Origin of the sequence: Bacillus sp. CGMCC 1.16607, assembly GCF_042683745.1 — a bacterium.
GTDB lineage: Bacteria > Bacillota > Bacilli > Bacillales > Cytobacillaceae > Pseudoneobacillus.
The window spans coordinates 371,006-396,373 of sequence record NZ_JBHUJX010000018.1 but is presented as its reverse complement, the minus strand read 5'-3'; the positions used below and the strand labels follow the sequence as shown (position 1 = coordinate 396,373).

Sequence of the window (25,368 nt, the reverse complement as noted above, 5' to 3'; positions counted from 1 at the left end):
GCTTGCGCATTTTGTTCTTCCATCAATGAAACCTAACTAGCCACTTACGCATCTAACAAATAAATCTAAAAGAAAGGAGAGTGACTATGGATATTATTAAAGACGTGAAAAGGGCGATAAAAGGGAATGTATCCTCCTTTGAAAACTTGATTCAAACAAATAAATTAACGATGTATCGAGTTGCTCGTACCATTCTTTCAAGTGAGGAAGATTGTGCGGATGCGATTCAGGAAGCGATATTAAAAGCATATAAAAACATCCATTCACTAAAAAAACCAGCTTTTTTTAAAACCTGGTTAATTCGTATATTAATAAATGAGTGCTACCAGATTCATAGACATCGGAAAAAAATAATCCCTTTTGACGAATATCAAGAGCCAATATCACTTGATCAGGGTTATTTCAAAATCGAGATAGATCAATTACTTGATCTCTTGCCTGAAGAGCAAAAGCAACTAATTAAATTATTTCATATTGAGGACCTCTCCATTCAAGAACTTGCTCTTATATATGAAGCACCCGAAAATACAATTAAAACAAAGCTACGTCGAGCACGTGAGAAATTGCGCATGATTCTAATCGAAAAGGGGGAATTTGAGACATGGACAAATGGGAACAACAATTAAAAAAGGATGTGAACGGCACCCTTCCAAGTAGCATAGATCAGCGGATTGAAGAAACGCTTCGACAACTGCCAAGAAAAAATCAAAGACCAAAACTTTATTATGGATTAGCGATTGCTACTATCGCCATTTTAGTTACGTCTGGATTATCTTTTGTTTCTCCAGCTTTTGCTAACACCATGAAGAATCTCCCTTTGATAGGTTCTGCATTTGAGTTTGTTGGTAATATTGGAGTGAAAAAGGGGAAGGATGAAGGTTTATCAACAGTGCAAGGGATGAAGCTTGAGATAGACGGGCAGATAATTACGTTTACAGAGACTCTCTATGACGGAGGCGAAATTCATCTTGGGTATTTAATCGAATCCCCAAAAAACAGTAAGCCAACAAAATTTGTAAATAGCCTAGAATTTTTCATAAATAGTCACCCCATTCAAAATTATGGAATAGGTGGAAAAGAAGTTAAGATTGGTAAGGGGATTTATGCAGGAACGATTAATATTCATGTACAAGACAGAATCCCAGAATCTTTTAAACTTAGAATTCGTTCTACAAAAGCAAACGCAAGTTTTGTTGAACTCCCGATTGAAAGGAAAGGGCCAAATAAAGTTTTTCTTGTGAATCAAAAGAAGGAAATAGAAGATTTAACGATTTACTATGAAAAAGTAACCTTCTTCCCGACCTCAACAGAGATTTCTCTTCGAGTAATTAGTGAAGAGGATGTTGCTAACGATAAATACATGTTGTTAAATTACCAATTGATGGATGAACATGGGCGTACCTTACAACCCTTTAGTGGAAGTGGTGGTGGAAGTCCGCAGAATGGTAAACTCGTTCAGTCATACAAATATTATTATGAGCCTTTGGAGTCAATACCGAAATCAATCACCATTAAGCCATATCTTCGTGATAAACAGAATTCGTCCCCGATAATTGAAAGACAAAAATGGGAGGGAGCAAAGTTAACTCTATCACAAGGTGAAATCGGGCAATTAACTATTTTGCAAGCAAATGAGAAAAATGGAGTTACAACATTCATTTATGAGGTAGAAGGCGATGACGCTTATAAACAGGCAAACTCATTTTGGCTTGAAGATGCAAAGGGGAATCGGTTTGACCGAGATCAGCCAGCTGAACGAATGGGAAGTACGCCAAATCAATATGAAGTAACATTTTCGAACATGCCAGCCCTTGAAAATTTAAATATTGCCACAGTCAAGATGAGTTCCCCTCATTTTTTAGAAAATTTAGATATGACAATTGAATTAGAGAAATAGTAATAAAGGCGAGAATCTAACATAATAGGTAGCTCGCCTTATAGTTTCATATAGGTAATGGACAAAATTTACTAGTTACTGAATATTTCATGTTGATATTTAAATAGGCAAATGCTAAAATTAAAAAAACTAACTAGTCAGTTTGATGATAGCTATTGTTTTAAGCAAAAATGAAGATTTATTTTTTTAACCGAATTGAAACTAACTAGTCGGTTTGAAGTGCAAGACTCTAGTATGCTATCAATTTACTGACAAATCAAAAAATTGGAAGGGGTGATTTTTTCTATTCGTTTTTCCGTTTTGAGTAAAATGATGAATTTAGGAGGTTCAAACATGTTAAATTGGCGGAAATTTATCGTAACAGGAGCTTTAGCAACGACACTTACATTTAGCAGTATTTCTGCAATGGCGGTAAGTTTTGATGATCTATCTGGTTCTGAAGGTGAAATGGCAATCCATAAGTTAGTGTCTTTAGGAATTATTGTAGACAAGGATACATATTTCAACCCAGAAGCTGGGTTAAGTCGTCTTGAATTTGCGGAAATCACAAGCAGAATTGTTCCTTTAAGTGCTGCAAAAGTAGTGAAAATTAAAGACGTTAACACAACGAAGGGGCAAAATGCAGCGGTATTAAAAGTTCTTAACACCGGTCTGCTAAGCCTAAATAAAAATGGCGAGTACAAACCAAAGTCTAATATTACACAAGGCGAATTAGCTAAGGCTTTAGCTTACGGACTTGGATTCAAAAAGGCTTGGTCTAACCGTCCAATCGATTATTTATTCTATTTAGAGCGTAAAGGCGTTCTAGATATTGATACTGATCTTGATGCAGCAGTAACAAGAGAGCAAGCAGCTGTTGCGATTGACAAATATATGCTTGTTAAAGAAGGCTATAAAACGAAGAAGGGTATTGTTTCAGGCTTAACAGCTACCGGTTTCTCACTTAAGAATGAATCTGGAGTTGTAAGCTATAAACTAGCAGCTAATGCATCAATCTTCTTAGATGCGCAACAAGGTGAGAAAGATAATTTAGCAGCTGGAACAGAGATACAAATTCTTTTCAATAGCAAAAATGAAGTAGCATTCGTATCAGGAGATGGACTTGAATTAGTCGATGGTAAATTAGGCTATGTGGGCGGAAACTTAACATTTAACGATGCTGCTAAGAAATTTAACTTAAATGCTATTGTTCAGAATCTCCCTAATAATCCAACTACAGCATTCACATTTACTGAATTTAGTAACTATGCCGCTAAAGCGGACGTGAAATTTGAAGGTGCGCTTTATTCAAGCACGGTAACGGATGAAGTAACGATGCTGGAGCCTTATATCACAAAAATTGAGAAGTTTAAGCCTGCGAAAATTGCTGGTGATACTGTCACTTTTGACTTCAGCGGCTTTGCTCTTAAAAATCAAACATTCAAGTTTGCTGAAGATGCTAAATTTAACATTGTAGAAACAGTTAAAGATGAGGCGACTGGTAAATCAGAAGATAAATTAAAAGAAGCAACATTAGCTGATATCGTTGCTCTTCAATCTGCCGGTAAAGTAATCACAGCGAATCTTGAAGCAGGAGCAGACGGTACGGCAAAAGTGTTGTCTGTTAAAGCAGAAGAACCTAAAAAATAAAAAGGAGGAAAAAAGTGATGCAAAATTTCAATAAGAAATTAGCAATGACAGCAATAGCATCAACAGTTGCTTTCAGCGGATTCACATTCTTAGGTGCTGATAAAGCAGATGCAGCAAGACCTGGTTTTGATCCTAAAAAAGTTGGGGGAAAAGTGGTAGTAACATCGTTCTCCGATGCTGTAAGATTAATCCCGTATACAACATCTGATTCAGCATCAAGTGATATTCAAGGAATGCTTTTTGAAGCATTATTGGGTGTTGACCAACAAGGAAATCCTATTCCCGGTCTAGCAACAAAATGGTCATTTAATAAAGCAACACAAACGTATACATTTGAACTTCGTAAAGGCGTTAAATGGCATGATGGTAAGCCTTTTACAGCTGATGATGTCGTATTCTCATATAATATGTTTATGAATCCAAAATCAATCAATAGTTATATTTCCAACTTCAAATCTATTGGTGAAGTGAAAAAGGTTGATCCATATAAAGTAACGTTTAAATTAAAAGAACCAAACGCAATGATCGTTCCAAGAATCTTTGCTGCAGCGTCAATTATACCTAAACACCAATTTCCTAAAGGTGTAGAAGATTTTAATAATAATACGAAAATTCACCGTAACCCAATTGGTACAGGTCCATTCAAATTTAAAGAGTGGAGAACGGATGAGCGCATCGTAGTAGTAGCAAACAAAGACCATTGGAATGGTCGTCCATATATGGATGAAGTAGTAACACGTATTCTTCCTGATGCAAACGTGGAAGCAATTAACTTAATTAAAGGTGATGTTGACTGGGTTGAAGCATTAACCCCAGCAACAGTTGCACAGGTAGCGAAAGATAAGGATCTTAAGATAACGAAATGGGATTTTGGTCAATTTGACTTTATTGGTTTCAATTATCAAAAAGCACCATTTAATGATAAGGATGTACGTCTAGCTTTAACTTATGGTTTAGATCGGCAATCAATCGTTTCCAAATTAATGTTAGGTAAAGCATATGTTGCGACTGGTCCGTTTCATCCGAAAATTCCACAATACAATAAAGCGGTTAAGCCACTTCCATTTGATCTTAAGAAAGCAGCTGAATTACTAGATAAAGCTGGCTGGAAAATGAAAGACGGTGTACGTCAAAAAGACGGCAAAAAGATGGAATTTGATTTCTACTTCAACAACGGAAACAAAGTGCGAGAGAAAGTCGGATTACTTGCACAACAAAACTGGGGCAAACTAGGTGTGAAGCTGAACGTTCGTGGTTTAGAGTGGTCGATTTTCCTTGACAGATATGCTGCTGGTGAGCTTGATACCTATACTTTAGGTTGGTCTGGATATGATGGAAATGTTGAGCACAGAGGTTTCTTCCATACAGATGGTATTCCTAAAGCTGGTACGGGTATAGGGAATAACCGTAACCGTGTCTCAAATCCAAAAATCGATAAGTGGTTAGATGATTACTTAAAAGAAGAAGATCGCAATAAGCGTATTAAGATGTACCAAGATATGCACAAATATATGGCTGAAGATGCCACATTAATTTGGACCGTACATCCAATGAGAAACATGGGTCTTGATAAGGATCTAAAAGGTATTAAAACGTCTCTAGGTAACGCTATGTTCAATTTACAAGATTGGTATTGGGGAGATCCAAAGAAAAGAAAATAGTTGACAAATTGAAGCGGCCGTTAGCGACTGGAATCGCTAGCGGTTCTCTTTTTAATAGAATGAAAAATTAAGAGCATTATTAAAAATAGAAAATCTTATCTTCTCATTGTATTTTTTAACTTACCTTGAAAGAAAGTCTTCTATTTAAATAGAAGCTGCAAGAATAAATCATATAAAACAAGTTAAACAGAAAGTAGTGAGACCTTTGACTAAATATATTATTCGAAGAACACTTCAGGCGATTCCTCTGTTATTAATTATTTCAATAATCTCATTTTTACTGATGTCTCTCGCACCTGGAGATCCGACCGCCATGTATCAAAATCCAGAATCTGGCGGTGAGCAGGATCTTTCTGCTATCAAAGATCAATTAGGAGTCGACCAACCCATTTATGTTCAATACTATAAATGGCTGAAGTTATTGGTGTTAGAGGGGAATTTGGGGTACTCCTTCCAAGATGGTCAACCAGTTATGGAGAAAATTTTACAAAGGGTACCTGCCACATTATTATTAATGTCCGTTGCCATTCTTATTTCCATCATCATTGCCATTCCAATTGGAATCTACTCTGCCATTAAGAAATACTCGATATTTGACTATTTTTTTACTTTTTACTCATTTTTAGGGATCGCTGTTCCACCGTTTTTTATTGCGCTTGTGGTGATTCTTGTTTTCTCATTAAATTTAAACTGGTTCCCAGCATCAGGTATGAGAGAGAATTTTGATGCCTTTGATTTATGGGACCGAATCCATCATTTAATATTGCCATCATTAACTCTAGCTTTTGGATTAATTGCTTCGAAGTCCCGCTATATGCGTTCAAGTATGCTAGAGGTAATTAAACAAGATTTTGTCAGAACAGCAAGAGCAAAAGGTTTATCAGAAGGAAAGGTTATTTTCAAACACGCCTTACGAAATGCTTTAATTCCAATTATCACGATTATCGCTTTACAGTTGCCTGCATTATTTGGTGGCGCTCTATTTATTGAGCAGCTATTTGCATGGCCAGGGATGGGGAGATTAACCGTCAATGCGATCTTTATACGAGACTATCAAGTCATTATGGGGACGACAATGATTGCTGGTGTTATGGTCGTGTTTTCCAATTTAATTGCAGACATTTTCTATGCAATAGTCGATCCGCGTATTCAGTTAGGTAAGAACTAGAGAGGAGTACAAAGAATGGGGATTCCAAATCCATCAGTTAATAATCATGTTCAAATGAAGTCAACAGAAAAAGAATATAAGATTGAAAGTAGAGCAACGATTATTTGGCGTCGTTATCGGAAGAATAAATTAGCGGTTGTGGGACTAGTGGTGTTTTTGATCATGTGCTTTTTAGCGATCTTCGCACCATTATTAACTCCGTATTCACCAGATGTTTATGATATTTTAGACCAATTCCTAGCACCAAGTAAAAAGCATATTATGGGAACAGATTCCATGGGTGGAGATGTGTGGACACGAATTTTATTCGGTGCAAGAATTTCTCTTAGCGTAGCCTTACTAGCGATGATTTGTACGGTTTCAATCGGTATCGTTTACGGAGCTGTATCTGGCTATTTTGGTGGAGCTGTGGATAATTTGATGATGCGTATCGTCGATGCGATCCAATCGATTCCGGTGTTTTTCTTATTACTAATCGTTGCTGCTCTTATCACGCCTTCATTATGGTCTACTGTACTTGTGCTAAGTGCCTTCGGTTGGACGGGGATGGCACGTATCGTTCGTGGGGAAATTTTATCAATTAAGAAACGGGATTACGTGGAGGCTGCGAGAGCAACAGGAGAAAAGAAATCAAGTATTATTTTCTATCACGTCTTGCCGAATGCAATTGCACCGATTACAGTAATTGCTACTTTAGATATTGCTAATAACATATTAGCCGAATCTGCACTAAGCTTTCTTGGTTTAGGAATTCAACCACCTACACCAAGCTGGGGAAATATGTTAACCAATGCCCAAGAACTAACAACGGTAATGGATTATATTTGGATCGTTCTATTCCCAGGCTCCTTTATTATCTTAACTGTTTTAGCCGTGAACTTTATTGGTGATGGTCTTCGTGACGCTCTTGATCCAAGAATGAAAGAATAGGAGAAACCGACCATGTCAACTACAAAAATAAAAACAGAAACATTAGTCTCAGTTGAAAATCTTAAAACCTATTTTTATACAGAAGATGGAACCGTTCCTGCTATTGATGGGGTTAGCTTTGAAGTGAAAAAGGGAGAGACGCTAGCCATTGTTGGAGAATCAGGAAGCGGAAAAAGTGTGACATCACTATCGATTATGAGATTGATTCCCTCACCTCCAGGGAAAATAGTCGAGGGAGATATTCAGTTCCATGGTGAAAGCTTAATAGAAAAGTCTGATGCTGAAATGCGCTCCATTCGTGGAAACCGAATTTCGATGATTTTTCAAGAGCCGATGACATCATTAAACCCTGTGTACAAGGTTGGCGACCAAATTTCTGAAACAATCATACTTCATCAAAAGAAAAATAAAAAAGAGGCTATACAAGAAGCTATTAATCTTTTGACTTTAGTTGGAATTCCTGAACCAGAACGTAGGGTGAATCAGTATCCGCATGAACTAAGCGGTGGGATGAGACAGCGTGTGATGATTGCGATTGCCCTAGCTTGTCATCCAGAGTTACTAATTGCCGATGAGCCGACAACTGCACTCGATGTAACGATTCAGAACCAAATTCTTCAATTAATGAAGAATTTAAAGGAAAAATCGAATATGTCGATAATGTTGATCACCCATGATCTTGGGGTTGTTGCGGAAATGGCAGATCGTGTAGTCGTTATGTACGCCGGTCAAGTAGTGGAACAGGCTGATATCTTTACCCTTTTTGATAAACCGAAGCATCCATACACAGAAGGCTTACTTAAATCGATGCCAAGCTCTGAAAAACGTATAGGTAAGCTTTATGCGATTGATGGAGTTGTTCCGAATCCATTAAATCTTCCTCCTGGTTGCCGTTTTGCGGACCGTTGTGAGTATGCAACAGCATTATGTCATCAGGAAATGCCAGAAATACAAAAATTAAGTGATGACGAAGTAGTGCGCTGCTGGAAATACACCGATCGTTGGGAGGCGTAAATATGGTAAGTGGAGTAGTTGAACCAGTTAATATCAAAAATGATGTCGGTACTAAAAATCCGAAGGACATTTTATTAAAAGTAGAAGATGTAAAAATGCATTTCCCAATAAAAGGTGGTCTTCTTGGCCGAACCCAAGGTCATGTCAAAGCCGTTGATGGTGTAAGCTTTGATATATTCAGAGGTGAAACACTAGGTTTAGTAGGAGAAAGTGGTTGTGGAAAATCAACGACTGGTCGTGCCCTTTTACGATTACTTAACGCAACAAGTGGTAAAGTCACCTTTGAAGGAAGGGATGTACTTAGTTTACCTGAAACTGAATTAAGATCATTAAGACGTGATATGCAGCTTATTTTCCAAGATCCATTTTCTTCACTTAATCCTAGATTAAGTGTAGGGGAAACGATTGCTCGTGTTCTTAAAATCCATGGAATGGGTAACGCACAAGAACGTGAAGATCGAGTAAAGGAACTGCTTGAACTTGTCGGTTTAAGACCATTTCATATGAGACGCTATCCTCATGAATTCAGTGGTGGGCAAAGGCAACGGATCGGAATTGCGCGTGCTCTTGCTTTAAATCCAAAGCTTATTGTTTTGGATGAGCCCGTTTCGGCTCTCGACGTTTCAATTCAATCACAAGTAGTTAATTTACTTGAGGATCTTCAAGACCAATTAGGCTTAACGTACTTATTTATTTCACATGGATTAAATATTGTTCGTCACATAAGTGACCGCGTTGGGGTCATGTATTTAGGGAAAATGGTTGAGTTAACCGATTCAGATACATTGTTTGAATCACCTAAGCATCCGTATACGCAAGCGCTCATTTCGGCGAACCCTATACCGAATCCGAAATTACGCGATAAACCCAAAATTATCTTAGAAGGGGATGTACCGAGCCCAATCAATCCACCTTCAGGCTGCACCTTCCATACGCGTTGTCCATATGCCCAGCCGAAATGTCGTGAGGAAATACCTAAGTTTGTTCAAGCAAATGATAACCATTTCGTTGCCTGTCATTATCCACTAGCTTAGAAGTGGATAATGATAGTTTATCCCACTCTTAACGGGCAGTAAGACCCCCAATTCAAGATTCTGAGTGAACAAAGAAGATAGGTGGGGGATCAACTGCCCGTAAAGGTCCGATTAGTTCAACTAACCATCAATGGGGGATGAAGAAAACCCCCACTGATGGAAGTTTCACTTTATATGCATGAGGGAGGTTTAAGTATGGAAAAGAAAATGTTAATAATAGAAGAAAATAGTCAAAGCACTTCAAGCCTATTTCATTTCTTTGAAGCTTATTTCTCTGTAAAGTTCTACAATAATGGGTTGCAGGGATTGATCAATGCGATTGAATGGTGTCCGAATGTCATCATCATCAATCATTCGTTGACAAATGTAGACAGTTTAGAATTATGTCGTCAAATCCGTGAAAAAATGGACACGATCATTATTATTGTCGGAAAAACGTTAACTGAGGATCAAAAGATTCAGTTTTATCATGCTGGTGCTTTTGAAGTATATGAATTTCCAATCAGTAATCCTGTCCTTCTTTGTAAAATTAAAGTATCGCTTAATCATGAAGTGATGAAACGTTATGATAACGAGGAAGAATTTCGGTTTGGCAAGCTCCTTTTGAATCGAAGTGATTGTAAAGTTTTATATGGGAAAAAAGAATTGAATTTTACCAAAAAGGAATTTCATATATTATGGATTCTTGCGAAAAACAAAAATGCCGTTGTGACTAGAGAGAAATTGCTTAATGTCGTATGGAGTTACTCTCAAATAGATGATGATCGAATTATTGATACGCATCTAAATCGTCTACGAAAGAAACTAAAGCAAAACCATATTAACCTTACGATTAAAACAGTTTGGGGTATTGGTCACAAGCTCCAATTCGACGAGATTCGCGGGGGAGAAACACCTTTGAAATTAGCAGTAGAATAGAGACTAGCAAATTGCTAGTCTTTCAGTCATGGATATGTTTTACTTTTTTTATATAGAAGGGAGGTGTAAATGATGGATGTCCAACATGCATTAGAGGGATATATACACGCAACAAATACACATGACTTTACGAATGTGGCAAAATACGTCTCACCAGATGCGATTTATTGGTTTAAAGAAAAGGAATACTCTACTTTTGATGAGATAGAGGGTTATTTTAATAATACTTGGAATCTGATTAAGGATGAAAAGTACAGTATTTCAAAAGTTAATTGGATCGCGATTGATCAAAACCTTGCCACTTGCCTTTATACCTATCATTGGGAAGGCTATTACAATGGAAATCTTGTAAGTGGATCAGGAAATGCAACAAATATTTTTAGTAAAATGGACAATGAATGGAAATTAATTCATGAACATTTAAGTCCATCAGCTTAGAAATTCGCACCCACCCCTTAGCCTCGGGTAAAACGGGGCTAATTTGGGTTAGATAACCAACCTCATAAGAAAAATATTTCCGCATTGTTTAAAACTCTTTCCCCATTATTAAAAATTCATTATTTATAGAAAAATTTCAATAAAGGAATAAGTGTATGCCTAAAAAAGCCATCTCTATTTTCACTAAAAATCTCATGTTCTCAGTCGTCATTATTATTTTTTCATCAGTCAGTTTTTTCACAACGAGTTTAAATATTCAAAAAAAAATTCTTAAAGAAAATTTAGTTAATCAAGCGATTGAAATTGGAAATACGTGGATTAAACTAATGGATTTAGAAGAAATCAAAAATGGTCAGATTGATTATCGCCTAGAATCGCCAATGAATCAAAAATTAATTCAACAGCTGACACTCCTGTCAGACACCAATAAAAATATTGGTCAAGCCTATTTCTTTAAAGCAGAAATTATAGATGGAAATAAAACTATTGCGATGGCTAATCCAGAGAATATATTAGATGCAGGAATAAAAATGGGAGAGGAATATGAGCAGCCTAAAGAGTGGCTAAAGGCGGCAAAAATATTACTTAAGACAAAACAAGTGGCACATACTGGAGTTTATACAGACGCATTTGGTTCTTGGATTACGACCTTACATCCTATTCTTAATGATAATGGAAAAGTAATGGCGATTTTTGCCATCGACATGAGTGCCAGTATTCTAGAAAAAGGACAAAGTGAACTGATTGTATCTTTATTTATTTTTTTATTTATTTTACTAACTGTTACGATTTCCATCCAATACATTGGGTTAAGAAAAATCTTTGTTCCCCTTTCACAATTACTAAAAGGAATCAAACAAGTCAGCACTGGAAATTTTGAAGTTGAAATACCGAATAATCATATAGGTGAATTAAAGGAACTTACGGAAAATTTTAATGTCATGGCAAGAGAAATTAAGCGCCTTTTTGCTACATTGAATATCACCGCAACGATATTTAATGAGAAAATTTCCTTCGTAAAGGGGGCTAATGAGGTTATAGAAATTCGTACAGGTGGAACAATTAGCGAAGCTTTGGACGTCGTTCAACATATTAAAGAAAAAACGTTGTTAATTGAAAAGATACAAAGTACGGATAAAATGAATGCGATTAGTCAATTAGGGGCAGTTTTAGCACATGAAATTATGAATCCGTTAACAACGATTAAAGGCTATTTGCAATATTTTCTTGTGTTAGACCCAGACGATAAGAAAAGAGAAGCTATTGATCTAATGTTGCAGGAAATTAAGACCATTGAATATAAAATAGGAGAGTTTATTGATTTTTCAAAGCCTAACCATTACTCCATACAAACATTCCGTGTAAGTGAGGTAGTTAAAACGGTCCTCGGATTAGTTCAATTTCATTCTATTTCCAACATTCATGTAAATGTAGAAATAGAGGATTCATTAACTTTCTCCGGAAGTAAAACGGATATTAAGCAAGTATTACTAAATATTCTACAAAATTCAGTGGAAGCAATGGAGAAGGGTGGAATTTTGACAGTACGTGCCTATGAACAAAGTTCTAATTTAGTTTTTGAAATCATTGATTCAGGAATAGGAATGACTGAAGAAGAAATAAGCAGACTGGGTACGCTCTTCTACTCAACAAAAGTGAAAGGTACAGGAATGGGTATCGTAACGGTCTATCATATCATAGGAAAAATGAGAGGAACGATACAAATAAACAGCACGAAAGGAAAAGGAACTCATATCACCATAATATTGCCTATATCACAATAACGCCAATGACTATCTTACAACTCATATGCCGAAAAATGACTGTCATTTAAGCTGTTCTTAACTGTACACCATATTGTAAGAATGAATTTATTATGTTTAAATAGGGATGAGTAGCTAATTATACATAATTAATTTATAAATACAGGAGGTAATAATGACGCCGATCGTATCAGATAGTTATAAAGAAAAAAGAAAACAAGAAATTCTTGAAAGTGCTCTTATTTGTTTTGCAAAAAAAGGTTTTGAAACATCCACTGTAGATGATATTGTTGCTCAGTCCGGAATTAGTAAAGGAGCTATCTACAATTACTTTAAAAGCAAAGAAGAAATTTATTTAGAATTAATGAGTCAAAAAACAGAAAATAACTTTAATGAAATTAAAAAAGCGATTGATGAATACAAGACTACTTCTGAAAAACTTGATTACTTGTTTTCCATTTATGACACAACATTTCCCTATAATGAAGCGGATTTAGGTGAAATTGTTGTAAGTTTCGAATTTAAGCTACATTCTTCTAGAAATAAAGAGGTAAATGATATCTTAACGAAACGCCGACACACATATTTTTTGGGACTACTAACCGAAATTATTCGCCAAGGTCAACAAAATGGTGAACTGATAAAGGAAAATAAACCAGAAGTTTTTGCAGACCTTTTTTGGACGATGATGGATGGTCTTTTAGCTCAAACCGTCTATGAAGATTATCCATATCATGAAGTGTTAAAGGAAATGCAAGTCATGTTTTATAACAGAATAAAGCTGTAACCATGAAAAAGGCAGATGAATTTGCCTTTTTTCTTTTTGTTTTAAATACTAATTAAAATATTCAAAAAAATGAAATATTCTGCGGAAATATCTTGAAGAAAATTGGCTGCTATGTTTTAATTATATAAACTAAATAGTCGTTTTATTTTTAGGAGGAGAAACTATGACAGAAAATCAGTATTGGATGTTCAAAGAATTAACTGAGGTCGCTGGTGTTGTTGGGGATGAAAAGCAGGCGAGACAGGTCATGGAAAAATATATTGAACCATACGCCGATGAAATAACCTACGATAACCTTGGCAGTCTTATTGCTGTAAAAACAGGGAATGAATCAGGTCCAAAAGTCATGATCACCTCCCATCTCGATGAAGTGGGATTTTTAGTATCTGATATTACGGAGGATGGATTTTTAAAGTTTATGCCTTTAGGTGGTTGGTGGTCGCAAGTTATGTTGGCACAACGGGTCAATATTGTGACTGAAAACGGTGAAATTACTGGTGTAATAGGTTCTAAACCTCCACATATTCTGTCAGATGCAGAAAGAAATAAAGTAGTAGAGATAAAGGATATGTTCATTGATATTGGTGCTACATCCAAGGCTGAGGCTCTAGAGTTCGGTGTTCAACTAGGTGATACGATTGCCCCTATTTGTCCTTTCACCGTCATGAAAAACCCTAAACATCTAATGGCTAAAGCTTGGGACAACCGATTAGGTTGTGCGATTGTGATCGAAGTTTTGAAAAGGCTTAAAGGTCAGTCACATGAAAATATCGTTTACGGTGTTGGAGCAGTACAAGAAGAGGTAGGTCTTAGAGGGGCAAAAACGGCAGCACACCTTATCAATCCAGACATTTCGATTGCGATAGATGTGGGTGTAGCAGGAGATGTTCCAGGAGTTCAAGCGTATCAAGCAAGAGGGAAGATTGGTCATGGACCACAAATTGTATTATTTGATAAAACGATGGTTCCTCACAAGGAATTAAGGAATCTCGTGATTGAAACAGCTAAGGAATTAAACATTCCATACCAGTTTGATGCGATGTCAGGTGGAGGAACAGACGCAGGAAGTACACATTTAAGTGGAAATGGTGTTCCGTCCTTAGCAATATTAATTCCAACCAGATATATTCATAGTCATGCTTCGATCATCCATGAAGATGATTTTGAGCATACTGTTCAATTGTTCGTAGAGTTAGTAAAGAAATTAGATCAAACGGCTCTTCATAGTTTAAGAAGATAATATTTTAATTAGTAGAATCTCTTTGGAAATTTTCCATTCATACATAAACCTCTGCAACTAAGTTGGCAGAGGTATTTTTATAAAAATTTGAAGAGTTATCATGTGACTAATTGGTCTATTTGTATTATGATAAAATTACAAATTTTCAAAATGAGGAGGGGTTTTAAGTGATTGAAGAATTTATAACGATAAGGGGATTAAATATTTTTACGAAAAAAATGGGAGAAGGCACCCCATTAGTGTTTTTACATGGTGGTCCAGGTGGAGAACATCGTTTTTTCTTGCCCCATTTAGAAGGATTAGCAAATCAATTTCAATTAGTATTTTATGATCAAAGGGGCTGCGGACAATCCGAGGAGCCTCAAGATAAAAAAAGTTATACGATCTCTGAGGAAGTAGAAACACTGGAAGAACTTCGTCAAAAGTTAGAGATTAAAAAACTAAATCTAGTAGGTGAATCGTGGGGAAGCATGCTTGCTTTAGCCTATGCCTCTAGATATCCAAAGCATGTGAACCGACTATTTCTTACAGCGGCCGTCGGAGCAACAACAAGTGGATATTTAGGCTTTGGGGAGAAATTAAATAATAAATTATCTCCAGAAGATAAGACGAGCTTTGATAGTGTGGTAGAAAGATATAAAAAAGGAGAAGCTGAGGTGTCTGAAATTTTCAAAATTTTAGACCGATATTATGTTCACTCTCCAGAAACCTTAGAACGTAAAACGAAAACAAAGAGTAATGCGGAAGTGAATCAAGTACTTGGTCAGGACATTATCGAAAACTATAATCAATTGATTATTTTAGATAATTTACGTGAGATTCCGATCTTAATTGCTCAAGGGGAGTCAGATATCATTACTCCGGACGATTTGAATGAATTAATTGTGAAATATCTTCCACATGTACAAATAAAAGTGCTTTCAGAATGTGGACATTGGACAGCGGTTGAAAAGCCAGATGTCTTGCAATCTATGATCATAGACTACTTTGGAGAGTGAAAAAATGAACAGTCAAATAAGAAAACTAACTAGTGAAGAAATTTCTGATTTTGTATCGATTGTGATTAATGCGTATCCAGGTGTTATGCAAAATACGCCTGAATTCAAAGAGCGATTTACAAATAATCTTGTACAAACTCAAGAGAATGAAGATTCTATCAAATTCTTTGGGCTTTTCCGCGAAGGAAAACTATTGGGTGGGATGAGAATTCATTACTATCAATTGAACTTGTATTCTAGAATGATTGAAGCAGGCGGAGTAGGTCTTGTGGCCGTTGACCTTTTGCATAAAAAAGAAAAGGTAGCAAAGGAGCTCATTTCCTTTTTTATCAGCCATTTTCAGGAAAGAGGTGCATCCGTCGCGATGCTATATCCTTTCAATCCCGGCTTTTATAAAAAAATGGGCTTTGGTCATGGGACAAAGATGAACCAATATCAAGTAGCTCCATTAAGTTTTCCAAGCACTAGCACAAAAGAAGGAATTGTTTTCTTAGATGAATCCCATAAAGATTTGATTAGAAATTGCTTTAATCGCTATGCAGAGAACACTCATGGCGGTCTGCTTAAAACAAACTATGAATTGGAATCGATGTTCAAAAACCCTGCGTTTAAATTTGTAGGATATATGAATAACGGGGAGTTAGAGGGTTATCTCATGTTCTCCTTTAAAAGTGAAGATCCATCTAATTTCTTAACGAATAATATTGTCGTTAAAGAATTGGTTTACAATACGCCAACAGCTTTCTCGAAAATCAACACATTTTTACATAGCCAAGCAGATCAAATACATCGAGTAATTCTTAATACACAGGACAATTCTCTTGAATTTCTCCTAAGTGACCCAACGAATGGAAGTAAGCATTTAATCCCAAGCGTTTATCACGAGACAAACACTTCGGGTACGGGAATCATGTACAAAATTATTGATATGAATCTCTTCTTGAGCCAATTGACGTTTAAAATTGACACGAATCAAACGTTTTCATTCAAAATGAACGTTATTGACACACTTGTGTCCAATCAGCCTGAAACAATTGGAATTCGTGTGGAGAATGGGGCGTTCCAAGTAACTGAACAGAAAAACTATGATTTTGACATTGAATTAGATATTGCAGATTGTTCGTCACTTTTTATGGGTTCTGTTGAGACTCTCACTCTCTATCAATATGGTAAGTTGAAAATAAGTGACCCAGCTTATCTTGAATCCTTGAGACAGTTTTTCGGTTCTTGCAAGCAGCCGATCTGTTTGACGGGGTTTTAGAACGAGATTATTTAAATCTTATTTTTAAGAAACTTTTGAAGGATATTCGATTGTTTTAAAAGGGGAATGTCCTTCATAGTGCATATTAAAGACATTTTGATTGCTAATTTAGAAGGATTTGTCCTTCATATCGATTAGTAAAAACTATAAGAGGGAAATCAGCAATTTAGAACTTAAATATAGAAAGGGATGGCATAAGATGATTCAAATAAAAAGATTATCAGAATGTACGCTAGAAGAAGGGGTTAAAGCATGGAATGTCGGTTTTGAGGGATATTATTTCGACGCGACTACCTCAGTTGAAAATTTTGTGAATCGATTAGTGAGTGAAGGATTGTCACCAACCTTATCTCTTGTCGCTTTTAAAGACAGTCAACCAATTGGAATCGTTAAGAACGGGGTTCGAACATTCAATGATGTGAAGCTGGGATGGAATGGCGGCACGGGTGTTGCAACAGACTATCGAAAACAAGGCATTGGAAAGATGCTTATGGAAGCGACTCTATCAATTTTGAAAGAAGAGGGCGTAACCTTAGCATCTCTAGAAGCAATTGCTGACAATCAAAAGGCAATCGCTTTATACGAAAATATGGGTTATGAAGTGGTTGATCAGCTAGAGCACTTAGAATTGAAAGGTGCTCTGTCAAAAGCTCCTTTCGAAGAATCATTTGAAAACTATTCTATTGAAAAAGTATTGCCGCAGCAGATTGGATCTCTCGCTTTATACAAAGGATTGAATCCATGGCAAACACAATGGCAAAGCGCAAAAGACAGTGAAGCAGTAGTGGTTAAAGATAAGGATGGTGAGGTTGTCGGCTATGCCTATTATCGCAAGTCGATTGATTCGACAGGTAAGCATGTTGGAACCGTCTTATTTCAATGTGAAGCTTCTCAAGAACATCCTGATTCTTTAACAATAACGCACTTCCTGTTGAATCATGTTTTTGGATCATTTACTGATGACATTCGACGTGTTATTCCGAATTTGCCATTAAAGAGAAGTCAATTAACTCATAATGTTCTAACAAAAATTGGTTTCACTCCAATTGCAAAACAAGTTTATATGCTAAAAAATTTATAGAATAAAATGTGGATGTGTAATAGATGTCAAACGGAAAATGGAATTTAGATAATTTATATCAAGGTTATAGTGACTCCGAAGAATTACAACATTTTGTAAGGGATTTACATAATGACATTGAAAAACAGATTAATAGATTAATGAATAAAGAAGAGAAAGCAAATAAATCCTTGTTTTTTTTCTATTTGAACACCATGGAGGACTTAAAAAAGAGATTAGAGGAGTTAGTTGAGTTTACTCTTTGCCTAGTTTCTCAAAATACAAAAGATGAAAAGGCACAACAATTAGATGCAAGGGCAAGCGAAATTTCCACCAGACATTCTTTCATGGAAATGCTCTTTCAAAACTTTTTAATAGAAATACATGATGTAGATTTTTTGGAACTAGAAAAAGAATTAAATGATGATCGAATTTCCCTTTACTTACATCATTTACGCGAAAATGCGAAAGATCGATTGCCAGTTGAAATGGAAAATTTAATATCAGAGTTAGCTATTGATGGATATAAAGGGTGGGCTGAATTATACCAATTATCTATTAGCAATCTTAGATTTCAATTTCAAGAGGAACAATTAACTCTTGGAGAGCTTTCAAAATATAGTAAGGACAATAATCGTATTATTAGGGAAGAAGTCCATCATACACGACAAAATACGCTTCGTGAAAATGAGGAAACTTTTGCGGCGATCCTTAATCATTTTGCTGGATTTAGGATGAAAGTATATAAACAAAGAGGCTGGGATTCAGTACTAAAGGAGCCTCTAATTTTAAATAAGATTTCACAACACACTTTAAATACAATGTGGGATACGATTAAATCGAATAATCATATTTTTCATTCCTATTTTAAACATAAAGCAAAATTACTTGGCATAGACAAGCTTAGTTATTTCGATCTATTCGTCCCTATTGATCAAAAGAATGACGGTCAAAAGCAATACAGCTTGGAAGAGGGAATTCAATTCATTTTAGAAAAAACGAAAAAACAATTTCCGATCTTTTCGAAGTTTGTTGAGAAATCCTATCAAAATCAATGGATTGATTCTGAAATTAGAGTGGATAAGCAACTAGGAGGATTTGCAGCTGCCTTCCCAGTGAGTAGGGAGTCAAGGGTGTTTCTTAATTATTATGGAAGCTTTAATGATGTAGCGGTTTTAGCACATGAATTAGGGCATACCTTCCATGGGACTGTATTGTTCGACCAACCATCGCTATTACAAAAATACCCTATGAGTCTAGCTGAAACAGCCTCTACTCTTTCAGAGTTAATCATTACAGATTCAGAAAATGTTAGTTCAAAAGAAGAAGAACTTGAAGTCTTAGAGGAGCAAATTAATGCGGCTGTACTATACCTTCTATATGTTCAATTTCACTTCTTTTTCGAAATCGAATTTTATCGTCTGAAAGCGGAAGGATTGAATCCAACAGCAGCGGAATTAACGAAAATGGTTGTTGAAAAACAGAGAGAAGTGTTTGGTGACCAATTAGAGCATTATCAAGATTATTTTTGGATTGTCACGCCGCATTTCTATTATGTGGAAGAGCCTTTTTATAATTTTGTATATACGTTTGGCTTCCTATTTAGTAATGGGCTATATGAACAATCAAAATCGTATGGGGACGATTTTGAAAGTAAATATATTGAACTTTTGAAAGATACTGGTATACTTTCTGTTGAAGAGTTATCCATGAAGCATTTTGACATCGATTTAACGAAACCTGACTTCTGGCAGCAAGCGATTAATCGAATCGAATCGAATATTCAAAGATACATGGAGTTGACCGAATCATAATCATTTATTGGATGAATCCACTGGTGATTTAAGAAAGGTACCCAAAATGAATCTACGATTTAAATCCCCAGTGTTAGGCTTTTTTGTATTGTACGTGATTTTAATTGTCTCATTGATTTTTTTTGCTCTCTCCTATCAAGGAAATAAATCAGAAAGTATAACAGAGGTAAAGGAAAAAAAGAGTGAGGTTTCAACTACTTTTCAAAAGGAATTAGACTCCTATGAAGAGAAAAAGCTAGAAAAAGAGAAAGAACGTGAAGGAAAATGGAGACCTTCAAAACGGTTTATGATCATTGCCATTTCTGCCGCCTCCGTTCTTGATGTAGTCATTATTATTCTTTGGGCGAGACACGAAAACAAAAAAAGAGAAAACAAACCATCAACAAAGAAAACATGGACTGATAAAAAATGGTTTTGGAATATTGTTGCATTCGGCATTGTCCAGCCCAAAAATAATCGGATTGTTATGAACTGGAAAAATTTTATTATATTTATCATCTGTATGTATCTATTAAAAACGATCTTGTTTAAAAACATTTAGAAACAATGTGAAAGATTGCCAGTCGAATTTCCCTTCGGCTGGATTTTTTTTGTGGAAAATAAGTCTTTTATAAAAAAAAACGAATATCCGTTCGCATATTATTGGTTAGTTTTGGATACTTTGTGGTAGAATGATGATAGTGAATAATATATTACGAGCGGTGCCATAAAAATCTATATTTTTCAGATTGGCTAATCTTACATTCAACGGAAAAAGTACCGCCACTCTCGATTTCGAACAGGAGGCTGTTTTTTTGAAAGATCAGTTTGAACTTGTCTCAAAGTATTCGCCTCAAGGTGACCAGCCCTCAGCGATTAAAGAAATTGTGAAGGGTATTAATGAGGGGAAACGTCATCAAACCTTGCTAGGGGCTACAGGAACAGGGAAAACCTTTACTGTTTCCAATGTCATTAAAGAAACAAACAAACCAACTTTGATCATCGCACATAATAAAACACTTGCTGGTCAGTTATACAGTGAGTTTAAAGAGTTTTTTCCTAACAATGCTGTCGAATATTTCGTCAGTTACTACGACTATTTTCAGCCTGAAGCCTATATCCCACAGACCGATACTTTTATTGAAAAGGATTCAAGTATTAATGATGAAATTGACAAGCTTCGTCACTCTGCTACCTCTTCTTTACTTGAGCGAAGAGATGTCATCGTCATTGCCAGTGTTTCTTGTATTTACGGTTTAGGGTCGCCAGAAGAATATCGTGAAATGGTTCTTTCACTACGAACAGAAATGGAGATTGAACGGAATCAACTTCTGCATCGCTTGGTGGATATCCAATATGAGCGTAATGATATTGATTTTAAACGGGGGACGTTTCGGGTACGTGGGGATGTCGTGGAAATATTTCCTGTATCTCGAGATGAACAGTGTATTCGTGTCGAATTTTTTGGCGATGAAATCGATCGAATTCGTGAAGTAAACGCACTAACCGGTGAAATTCTCGGTGAGCGTGAACATGTCGCTATTTTCCCGGCATCCCACTTCGTCACACGTGAAGAAAAGCTGAGAATTGCAATTGAGAATATCGAAAAAGAGCTTGAGGTCCGTTTAGCGGAGCTTCATGAAAAAGGAAAGCTTCTTGAGGCACAAAGGCTCCAACAACGAACGAATTATGATTTAGAAATGATGCGGGAGATGGGTTTTTGTTCTGGAATTGAGAACTATTCCCGCCATTTAACGCTCCGTCCGGAAGGGTCAACCCCGTATACACTGCTTGACTTTTTTCCAAAGGATTCCTTGATTGTTGTAGATGAGTCACATGTAACATTGCCACAGATTCGGGGAATGTACAATGGAGACCAGGCACGTAAAGGAGTGCTTGTAGAGCATGGATTCCGTCTGCCGTCCGCATTGGATAATCGTCCGCTCATGTTTAATGAATTTGAAGAACATGTTAATCAAATCCTGTATGTTTCGGCAACACCAGGGCCGTATGAGATGGAGCATTCACCTGAAATGATTCAGCAAATTATTCGTCCAACAGGATTGCTTGATCCTAAGATTGATGTGCGACCAATTCAAGGACAAATTGATGATTTAATTGGGGAGATTCATGACCGAATCGCTAAAAAAGAACGTATTTTAGTAACTACTTTGACGAAAAAGATGTCAGAAGACTTAACTGATTACTTGAAGGAAATTGGTATTAAGGTGCAATACCTTCATTCTGAAGTAAAGACGCTTGAGCGGATTGAAATTATACGTGATTTACGTTTAGGAAAGTATGATGTGCTCATAGGGATTAACCTTCTTCGTGAAGGACTCGATATCCCTGAAGTTTCACTTGTGGCGATATTAGATGCTGACAAGGAAGGATTCTTGCGTTCAGAGCGATCTTTAATTCAAACCATTGGCCGTGCAGCTCGTAACGCCAATGGTCATGTCATTATGTATGCAGATAAAATGACAAACTCAATGGAAGTGGCGATCAGCGAGACGAAACGCCGTCGAGCGATCCAAGAAGAGTACAATGAAAAACATGGCATTACCCCACAAACGATTCAAAAGGGAATTCGTGATGTCATTAGAGCAACCCATGCGGCCGAAGAACAGGAAGAGTACAAACCAGCTGCATCATTGGGTAAATTGACGAAGAAAGAACGAGAAAAAGTAATCGCTGATATGGAAAAAGAAATGAAAGAAGCGGCTAAAGCTCTCAACTTTGAACGTGCAGCCGAGCTCCGTGATCTCATATTAGAGCTGAAAGCAGAAAGCTAAATAGAAATAAGATTCGACAGTGGAAGGATGAAATGTAGAAGATGGCAATGGATAAACTGATTGTCAAGGGTGCAAGAGCGCACAATTTGAAAAATATAGATGTCACCATTCCGAGAGATAAGCTTGTTGTGCTTACAGGACTTTCTGGTTCAGGAAAGTCCTCGCTTGCCTTTGATACGATCTATGCAGAAGGACAAAGACGCTACGTCGAATCATTGTCGGCCTATGCAAGGCAGTTCCTCGGACAAATGGACAAACCGGATGTGGACGCAATTGAAGGATTGTCGCCAGCGATCTCCATCGATCAAAAGACAACAAGTCGAAATCCTAGGTCAACGGTTGGAACCGTGACGGAAATCTATGATTATTTGAGGCTATTATATGCTCGTGTGGGTCGTCCAACCTGTCCTAATCATGGTGTCGAGATTACCTCACAAACCGTTGAACAAATGGTCGATCGAATTTTAGAGTATCCTGAAAAAACAAAACTGCAAATTTTAGCACCTGTCGTTTCCGGACGTAAGGGAACACATGTCAAAGTTTTTGAAGATGTTAAAAAACAAGGCTATGTACGTGTACGTGTGAATGGCGAAATGATGGATGTAAGTGACGAAATTGAGTTAGAGAAAAATAAGAAGCATTCGATTGAAGTAGTCATTGACCGGGTCGTTATAAAGGAAGGAATTGGGCCTCGAATTGCGGACTCCTTGGAAAGTGCACTGAAATTAGGTGCCGGCAAGGTCCTTATTGATGTGATCGGTGAGGAGGAGCTCTTGTTTAATGAAAACCATTCCTGTCCGTACTGCGATTTTTCCATCGGTGAATTAGAGCCAAGAATGTTTTCCTTTAACAGTCCGTTCGGAGCTTGTCCGAGCTGTGATGGATTAGGTTCACGTCTAGAGGTTGACCCTGATTTAGTCATTCCAAATTGGGATTTGACATTGAAGGAGCATGCAATCGCCCCGTGGGAACCAACCAGCTCGCAATATTATCCACAATTGCTTGAAGCGGTTTGTAATCATTATGGCATTGACATGGATGTTCCCGTCAAAGATATTCCGAAGAATTTATTTGACCGTGTGCTACATGGTTCGAATGGAGATAAAATCTTTTTCCGCTATGAAAATGATTTCGGACAAATTCGTGAAGGCTATGTGGAGTTTGAAGGAGTTTTAACAAATATTGAACGCCGCTATAAAGATACAAGCTCGGACTACATCCGTGAGCAAATGGAAAAATATATGGCCCAACACCCTTGTCCGAAATGTAAAGGCTATCGATTAAAAGAAGAAACATTGGCTGTACTTATTTCTGGTCAGCATATTGGAAAAGTAACCTCACTGTCGGTCGAAGAGGCACAGAAATTTTTTGCGAATCTAGAGTTGACTGATAAAGAAATGCAAATTGCAAAGCTGATATTTAGAGAGATCAGCGAACGGTTAGGTTTTCTCGTTAATGTCGGTTTAGATTATTTAACACTAAGCCGAGCAGCGGGCACCTTGTCAGGTGGAGAAGCACAGCGGATCCGTCTTGCTACGCAAATTGGCTCCAGATTAACGGGAGTATTATATATATTAGATGAACCTTCCATAGGGCTGCATCAACGTGATAATGACCGACTCATTAGTACGCTCCAAAATATGCGGGACATCGGAAACACCTTAATTGTTGTTGAGCATGATGAAGACACGATGCTTGCTGCAGACTATTTAATCGATGTTGGACCTGGTGCTGGAGTCCATGGTGGCCAGATCATTTCTGCAGGTACACCAGAAGAAGTGATGAATGATCCAAATTCGTTAACCGGGCAATATTTATCTGGGAAAAAGTACATCCCATTGCCAATCGAAAGACGGAAGCCAGATGGTCGTTTCATTGAAATTAAAGGTGCTGTTGAAAACAATCTTAAAAAGGTAAATGTAAAGATTCCTCTTGGAATGTTTGTTTCTGTTACTGGGGTTTCAGGTTCAGGTAAAAGTACATTAATTAATGAAATTTTACATAAAACATTAGCACAAAAGCTACATAATGCGAAAACAAAGCCTGGTGAGTATAAGGAAATAAAAGGAATCGAGTATCTTGAGAAAGTAATCGATATTGACCAATCACCAATTGGAAGAACACCTCGTTCTAATCCTGCTACATATACAGGAGTTTTCGATGACATTCGTGATGTTTTTGCGGTGACGAATGAGGCAAAAGTACGTGGTTATAAAAAGGGGCGCTTTAGCTTTAATGTTAAAGGAGGCCGATGTGAGGCTTGCCGTGGAGATGGAATTATCAAAATTGAAATGCACTTCTTACCAGATGTGTATGTCCCTTGCGAAGTGTGTCATGGAAAACGATATAATCGTGAAACGCTAGACGTCCGTTATAAGGGGAAAAATATTTCCGAAGTTTTGGAGATGACGGTAGAGGATGCATTAGTTTACTTTGAGAACATCCCGAAAATCGCAAGAAAAATGCAGACGATGTATGATGTAGGTTTAGGCTATATTACGCTAGGGCAGCCAGCGACAACATTATCAGGCGGAGAGGCCCAACGTGTGAAGCTTGCGTCAGAATTACATCGTCGCTCCAACGGTCGTACGTTATACATTTTAGATGAACCTACAACAGGACTTCATGTCGATGATATTTCACGTCTGTTAGTTGTCTTGCAACGACTCGTTGAAAATGGCGATACAGTTCTCACCATCGAGCATAATTTAGATGTGATTAAAGCATCTGATTATCTTATTGACCTCGGTCCAGAAGGCGGCGATAAAGGTGGAACAATTGTCGCAACAGGAACACCAGAAGATGTGGCAGAAGTCACGAAATCATATACCGGAAAATATTTAAAGCCCATCCTTGAACGAGATCGTGCAAGAATGGAAAAAGGGCTAAAGGACTTAGAAAAAGCAGCTTCGAATGTATGATCAAAATAGCGATACAAAAAGAGTGAAACTGAAAATTTCAGATTCACTCTTTTTTTTGCCG

Annotated in this window: 20 protein-coding genes; all 20 read left to right on the top strand. The window is 37.0% G+C overall.

All coding sequences use genetic code 11. The features are described from left to right. Positions 1-86 precede the first annotated feature (86 nt). The 20 genes from ACFSO7_RS12105 (at position 87) to uvrA (ending at position 25,307) form a co-directional block, all read left to right on the top strand. Positions 87-626, top strand: a complete 540-nt coding sequence (locus ACFSO7_RS12105) for a sigma-70 family RNA polymerase sigma factor (protein ID WP_377877568.1) — start codon at positions 87-89, stop codon at positions 624-626. After that, positions 602-1,897, top strand: a complete 1,296-nt coding sequence (locus ACFSO7_RS12100) for a DUF4179 domain-containing protein (RefSeq protein ID WP_377877567.1) — start codon at positions 602-604, stop codon at positions 1,895-1,897. Before ACFSO7_RS12105 ends, ACFSO7_RS12100 begins: the two co-directional genes overlap by 25 nt. Before the next feature lie 333 nt (positions 1,898-2,230). Then, a complete protein-coding gene (locus ACFSO7_RS12095) occupies positions 2,231-3,526 on the top strand; it encodes an S-layer homology domain-containing protein (RefSeq protein ID WP_377877566.1) in 1,296 nt (431 codons plus the stop codon). Between the two features lie 17 nt (positions 3,527-3,543). Next, positions 3,544-5,187, top strand: a complete 1,644-nt coding sequence (locus ACFSO7_RS12090) for an ABC transporter substrate-binding protein (RefSeq protein WP_377877565.1) — start codon at positions 3,544-3,546, stop codon at positions 5,185-5,187. A gap of 205 nt (positions 5,188-5,392) precedes the next feature. Continuing rightward, on the top strand, positions 5,393-6,355 hold the full coding sequence (locus tag ACFSO7_RS12085) for an ABC transporter permease (protein WP_377877564.1): 963 nt from the start codon (positions 5,393-5,395) through the stop codon (positions 6,353-6,355). Between the two features lie 15 nt (positions 6,356-6,370). Beyond that, the gene (gene opp4C / locus ACFSO7_RS12080; protein ID WP_377877563.1) at positions 6,371-7,285 is read left to right on the top strand and encodes an oligopeptide ABC transporter permease; all 915 of its coding nucleotides are present in this window, start codon (positions 6,371-6,373) and stop codon (positions 7,283-7,285) included. A 12-nt stretch (positions 7,286-7,297) separates the two neighbouring features. Continuing rightward, complete coding sequence (locus tag ACFSO7_RS12075) at positions 7,298-8,299, top strand: ABC transporter ATP-binding protein (RefSeq protein WP_377877562.1); 1,002 nt, start codon at positions 7,298-7,300, stop codon at positions 8,297-8,299. A gap of 2 nt (positions 8,300-8,301) precedes the next feature. Then, complete coding sequence (locus ACFSO7_RS12070; protein ID WP_377877561.1) at positions 8,302-9,333, top strand: ABC transporter ATP-binding protein; 1,032 nt, start codon at positions 8,302-8,304, stop codon at positions 9,331-9,333. A gap of 195 nt (positions 9,334-9,528) precedes the next feature. Further along, a complete protein-coding gene (locus ACFSO7_RS12065) occupies positions 9,529-10,251 on the top strand; it encodes a response regulator transcription factor (RefSeq protein ID WP_377877560.1) in 723 nt (240 codons plus the stop codon). A 72-nt stretch (positions 10,252-10,323) separates the two neighbouring features. Beyond that, entirely contained in the window at positions 10,324-10,689 is a 366-nt protein-coding gene (locus ACFSO7_RS12060; RefSeq protein ID WP_377877641.1) for a YybH family protein, read from the top strand. Between the two features lie 155 nt (positions 10,690-10,844). Further along, complete coding sequence (locus ACFSO7_RS12055) at positions 10,845-12,473, top strand: ATP-binding protein (RefSeq protein WP_377877559.1); 1,629 nt, start codon at positions 10,845-10,847, stop codon at positions 12,471-12,473. 154 nt (positions 12,474-12,627) lie between these two features. Next, on the top strand, positions 12,628-13,239 hold the full coding sequence (locus ACFSO7_RS12050; RefSeq protein WP_377877558.1) for a TetR/AcrR family transcriptional regulator: 612 nt from the start codon (positions 12,628-12,630) through the stop codon (positions 13,237-13,239). 163 nt (positions 13,240-13,402) lie between these two features. Further along, complete coding sequence (locus ACFSO7_RS12045; protein ID WP_377877557.1) at positions 13,403-14,479, top strand: M42 family metallopeptidase; 1,077 nt, start codon at positions 13,403-13,405, stop codon at positions 14,477-14,479. Between the two features lie 167 nt (positions 14,480-14,646). Continuing rightward, the gene (locus ACFSO7_RS12040; RefSeq protein ID WP_377877556.1) at positions 14,647-15,477 is read left to right on the top strand and encodes an alpha/beta fold hydrolase; all 831 of its coding nucleotides are present in this window, start codon (positions 14,647-14,649) and stop codon (positions 15,475-15,477) included. Between the two features lie 4 nt (positions 15,478-15,481). Beyond that, positions 15,482-16,738 carry a GNAT family N-acetyltransferase gene (locus ACFSO7_RS12035; protein WP_377877555.1) on the top strand — a complete coding sequence of 419 codons (1,257 nt, stop codon included), beginning with the start codon at positions 15,482-15,484 and terminating at the stop codon, positions 16,736-16,738. 199 nt (positions 16,739-16,937) lie between these two features. Beyond that, positions 16,938-17,819 carry a GNAT family N-acetyltransferase gene (locus ACFSO7_RS12030; RefSeq protein WP_377877554.1) on the top strand — a complete coding sequence of 294 codons (882 nt, stop codon included), beginning with the start codon at positions 16,938-16,940 and terminating at the stop codon, positions 17,817-17,819. Between the two features lie 23 nt (positions 17,820-17,842). Continuing rightward, entirely contained in the window at positions 17,843-19,612 is a 1,770-nt protein-coding gene (locus ACFSO7_RS12025; RefSeq protein WP_377877553.1) for a gluzincin family metallopeptidase, read from the top strand. Positions 19,613-19,658: 46 nt separating this feature from the next. Continuing rightward, positions 19,659-20,153: a hypothetical protein gene (locus tag ACFSO7_RS12020; RefSeq protein WP_377877552.1), complete on the top strand. Its 495-nt coding sequence runs from the start codon at positions 19,659-19,661 to the stop codon at positions 20,151-20,153. A gap of 253 nt (positions 20,154-20,406) precedes the next feature. Continuing rightward, positions 20,407-22,386 carry an excinuclease ABC subunit UvrB gene (gene uvrB, locus ACFSO7_RS12015; protein WP_377877551.1) on the top strand — a complete coding sequence of 660 codons (1,980 nt, stop codon included), beginning with the start codon at positions 20,407-20,409 and terminating at the stop codon, positions 22,384-22,386. A gap of 41 nt (positions 22,387-22,427) precedes the next feature. After that, a complete protein-coding gene (uvrA, locus tag ACFSO7_RS12010; RefSeq protein ID WP_377877550.1) occupies positions 22,428-25,307 on the top strand; it encodes an excinuclease ABC subunit UvrA in 2,880 nt (959 codons plus the stop codon). Positions 25,308-25,368 lie beyond the last annotated feature (61 nt).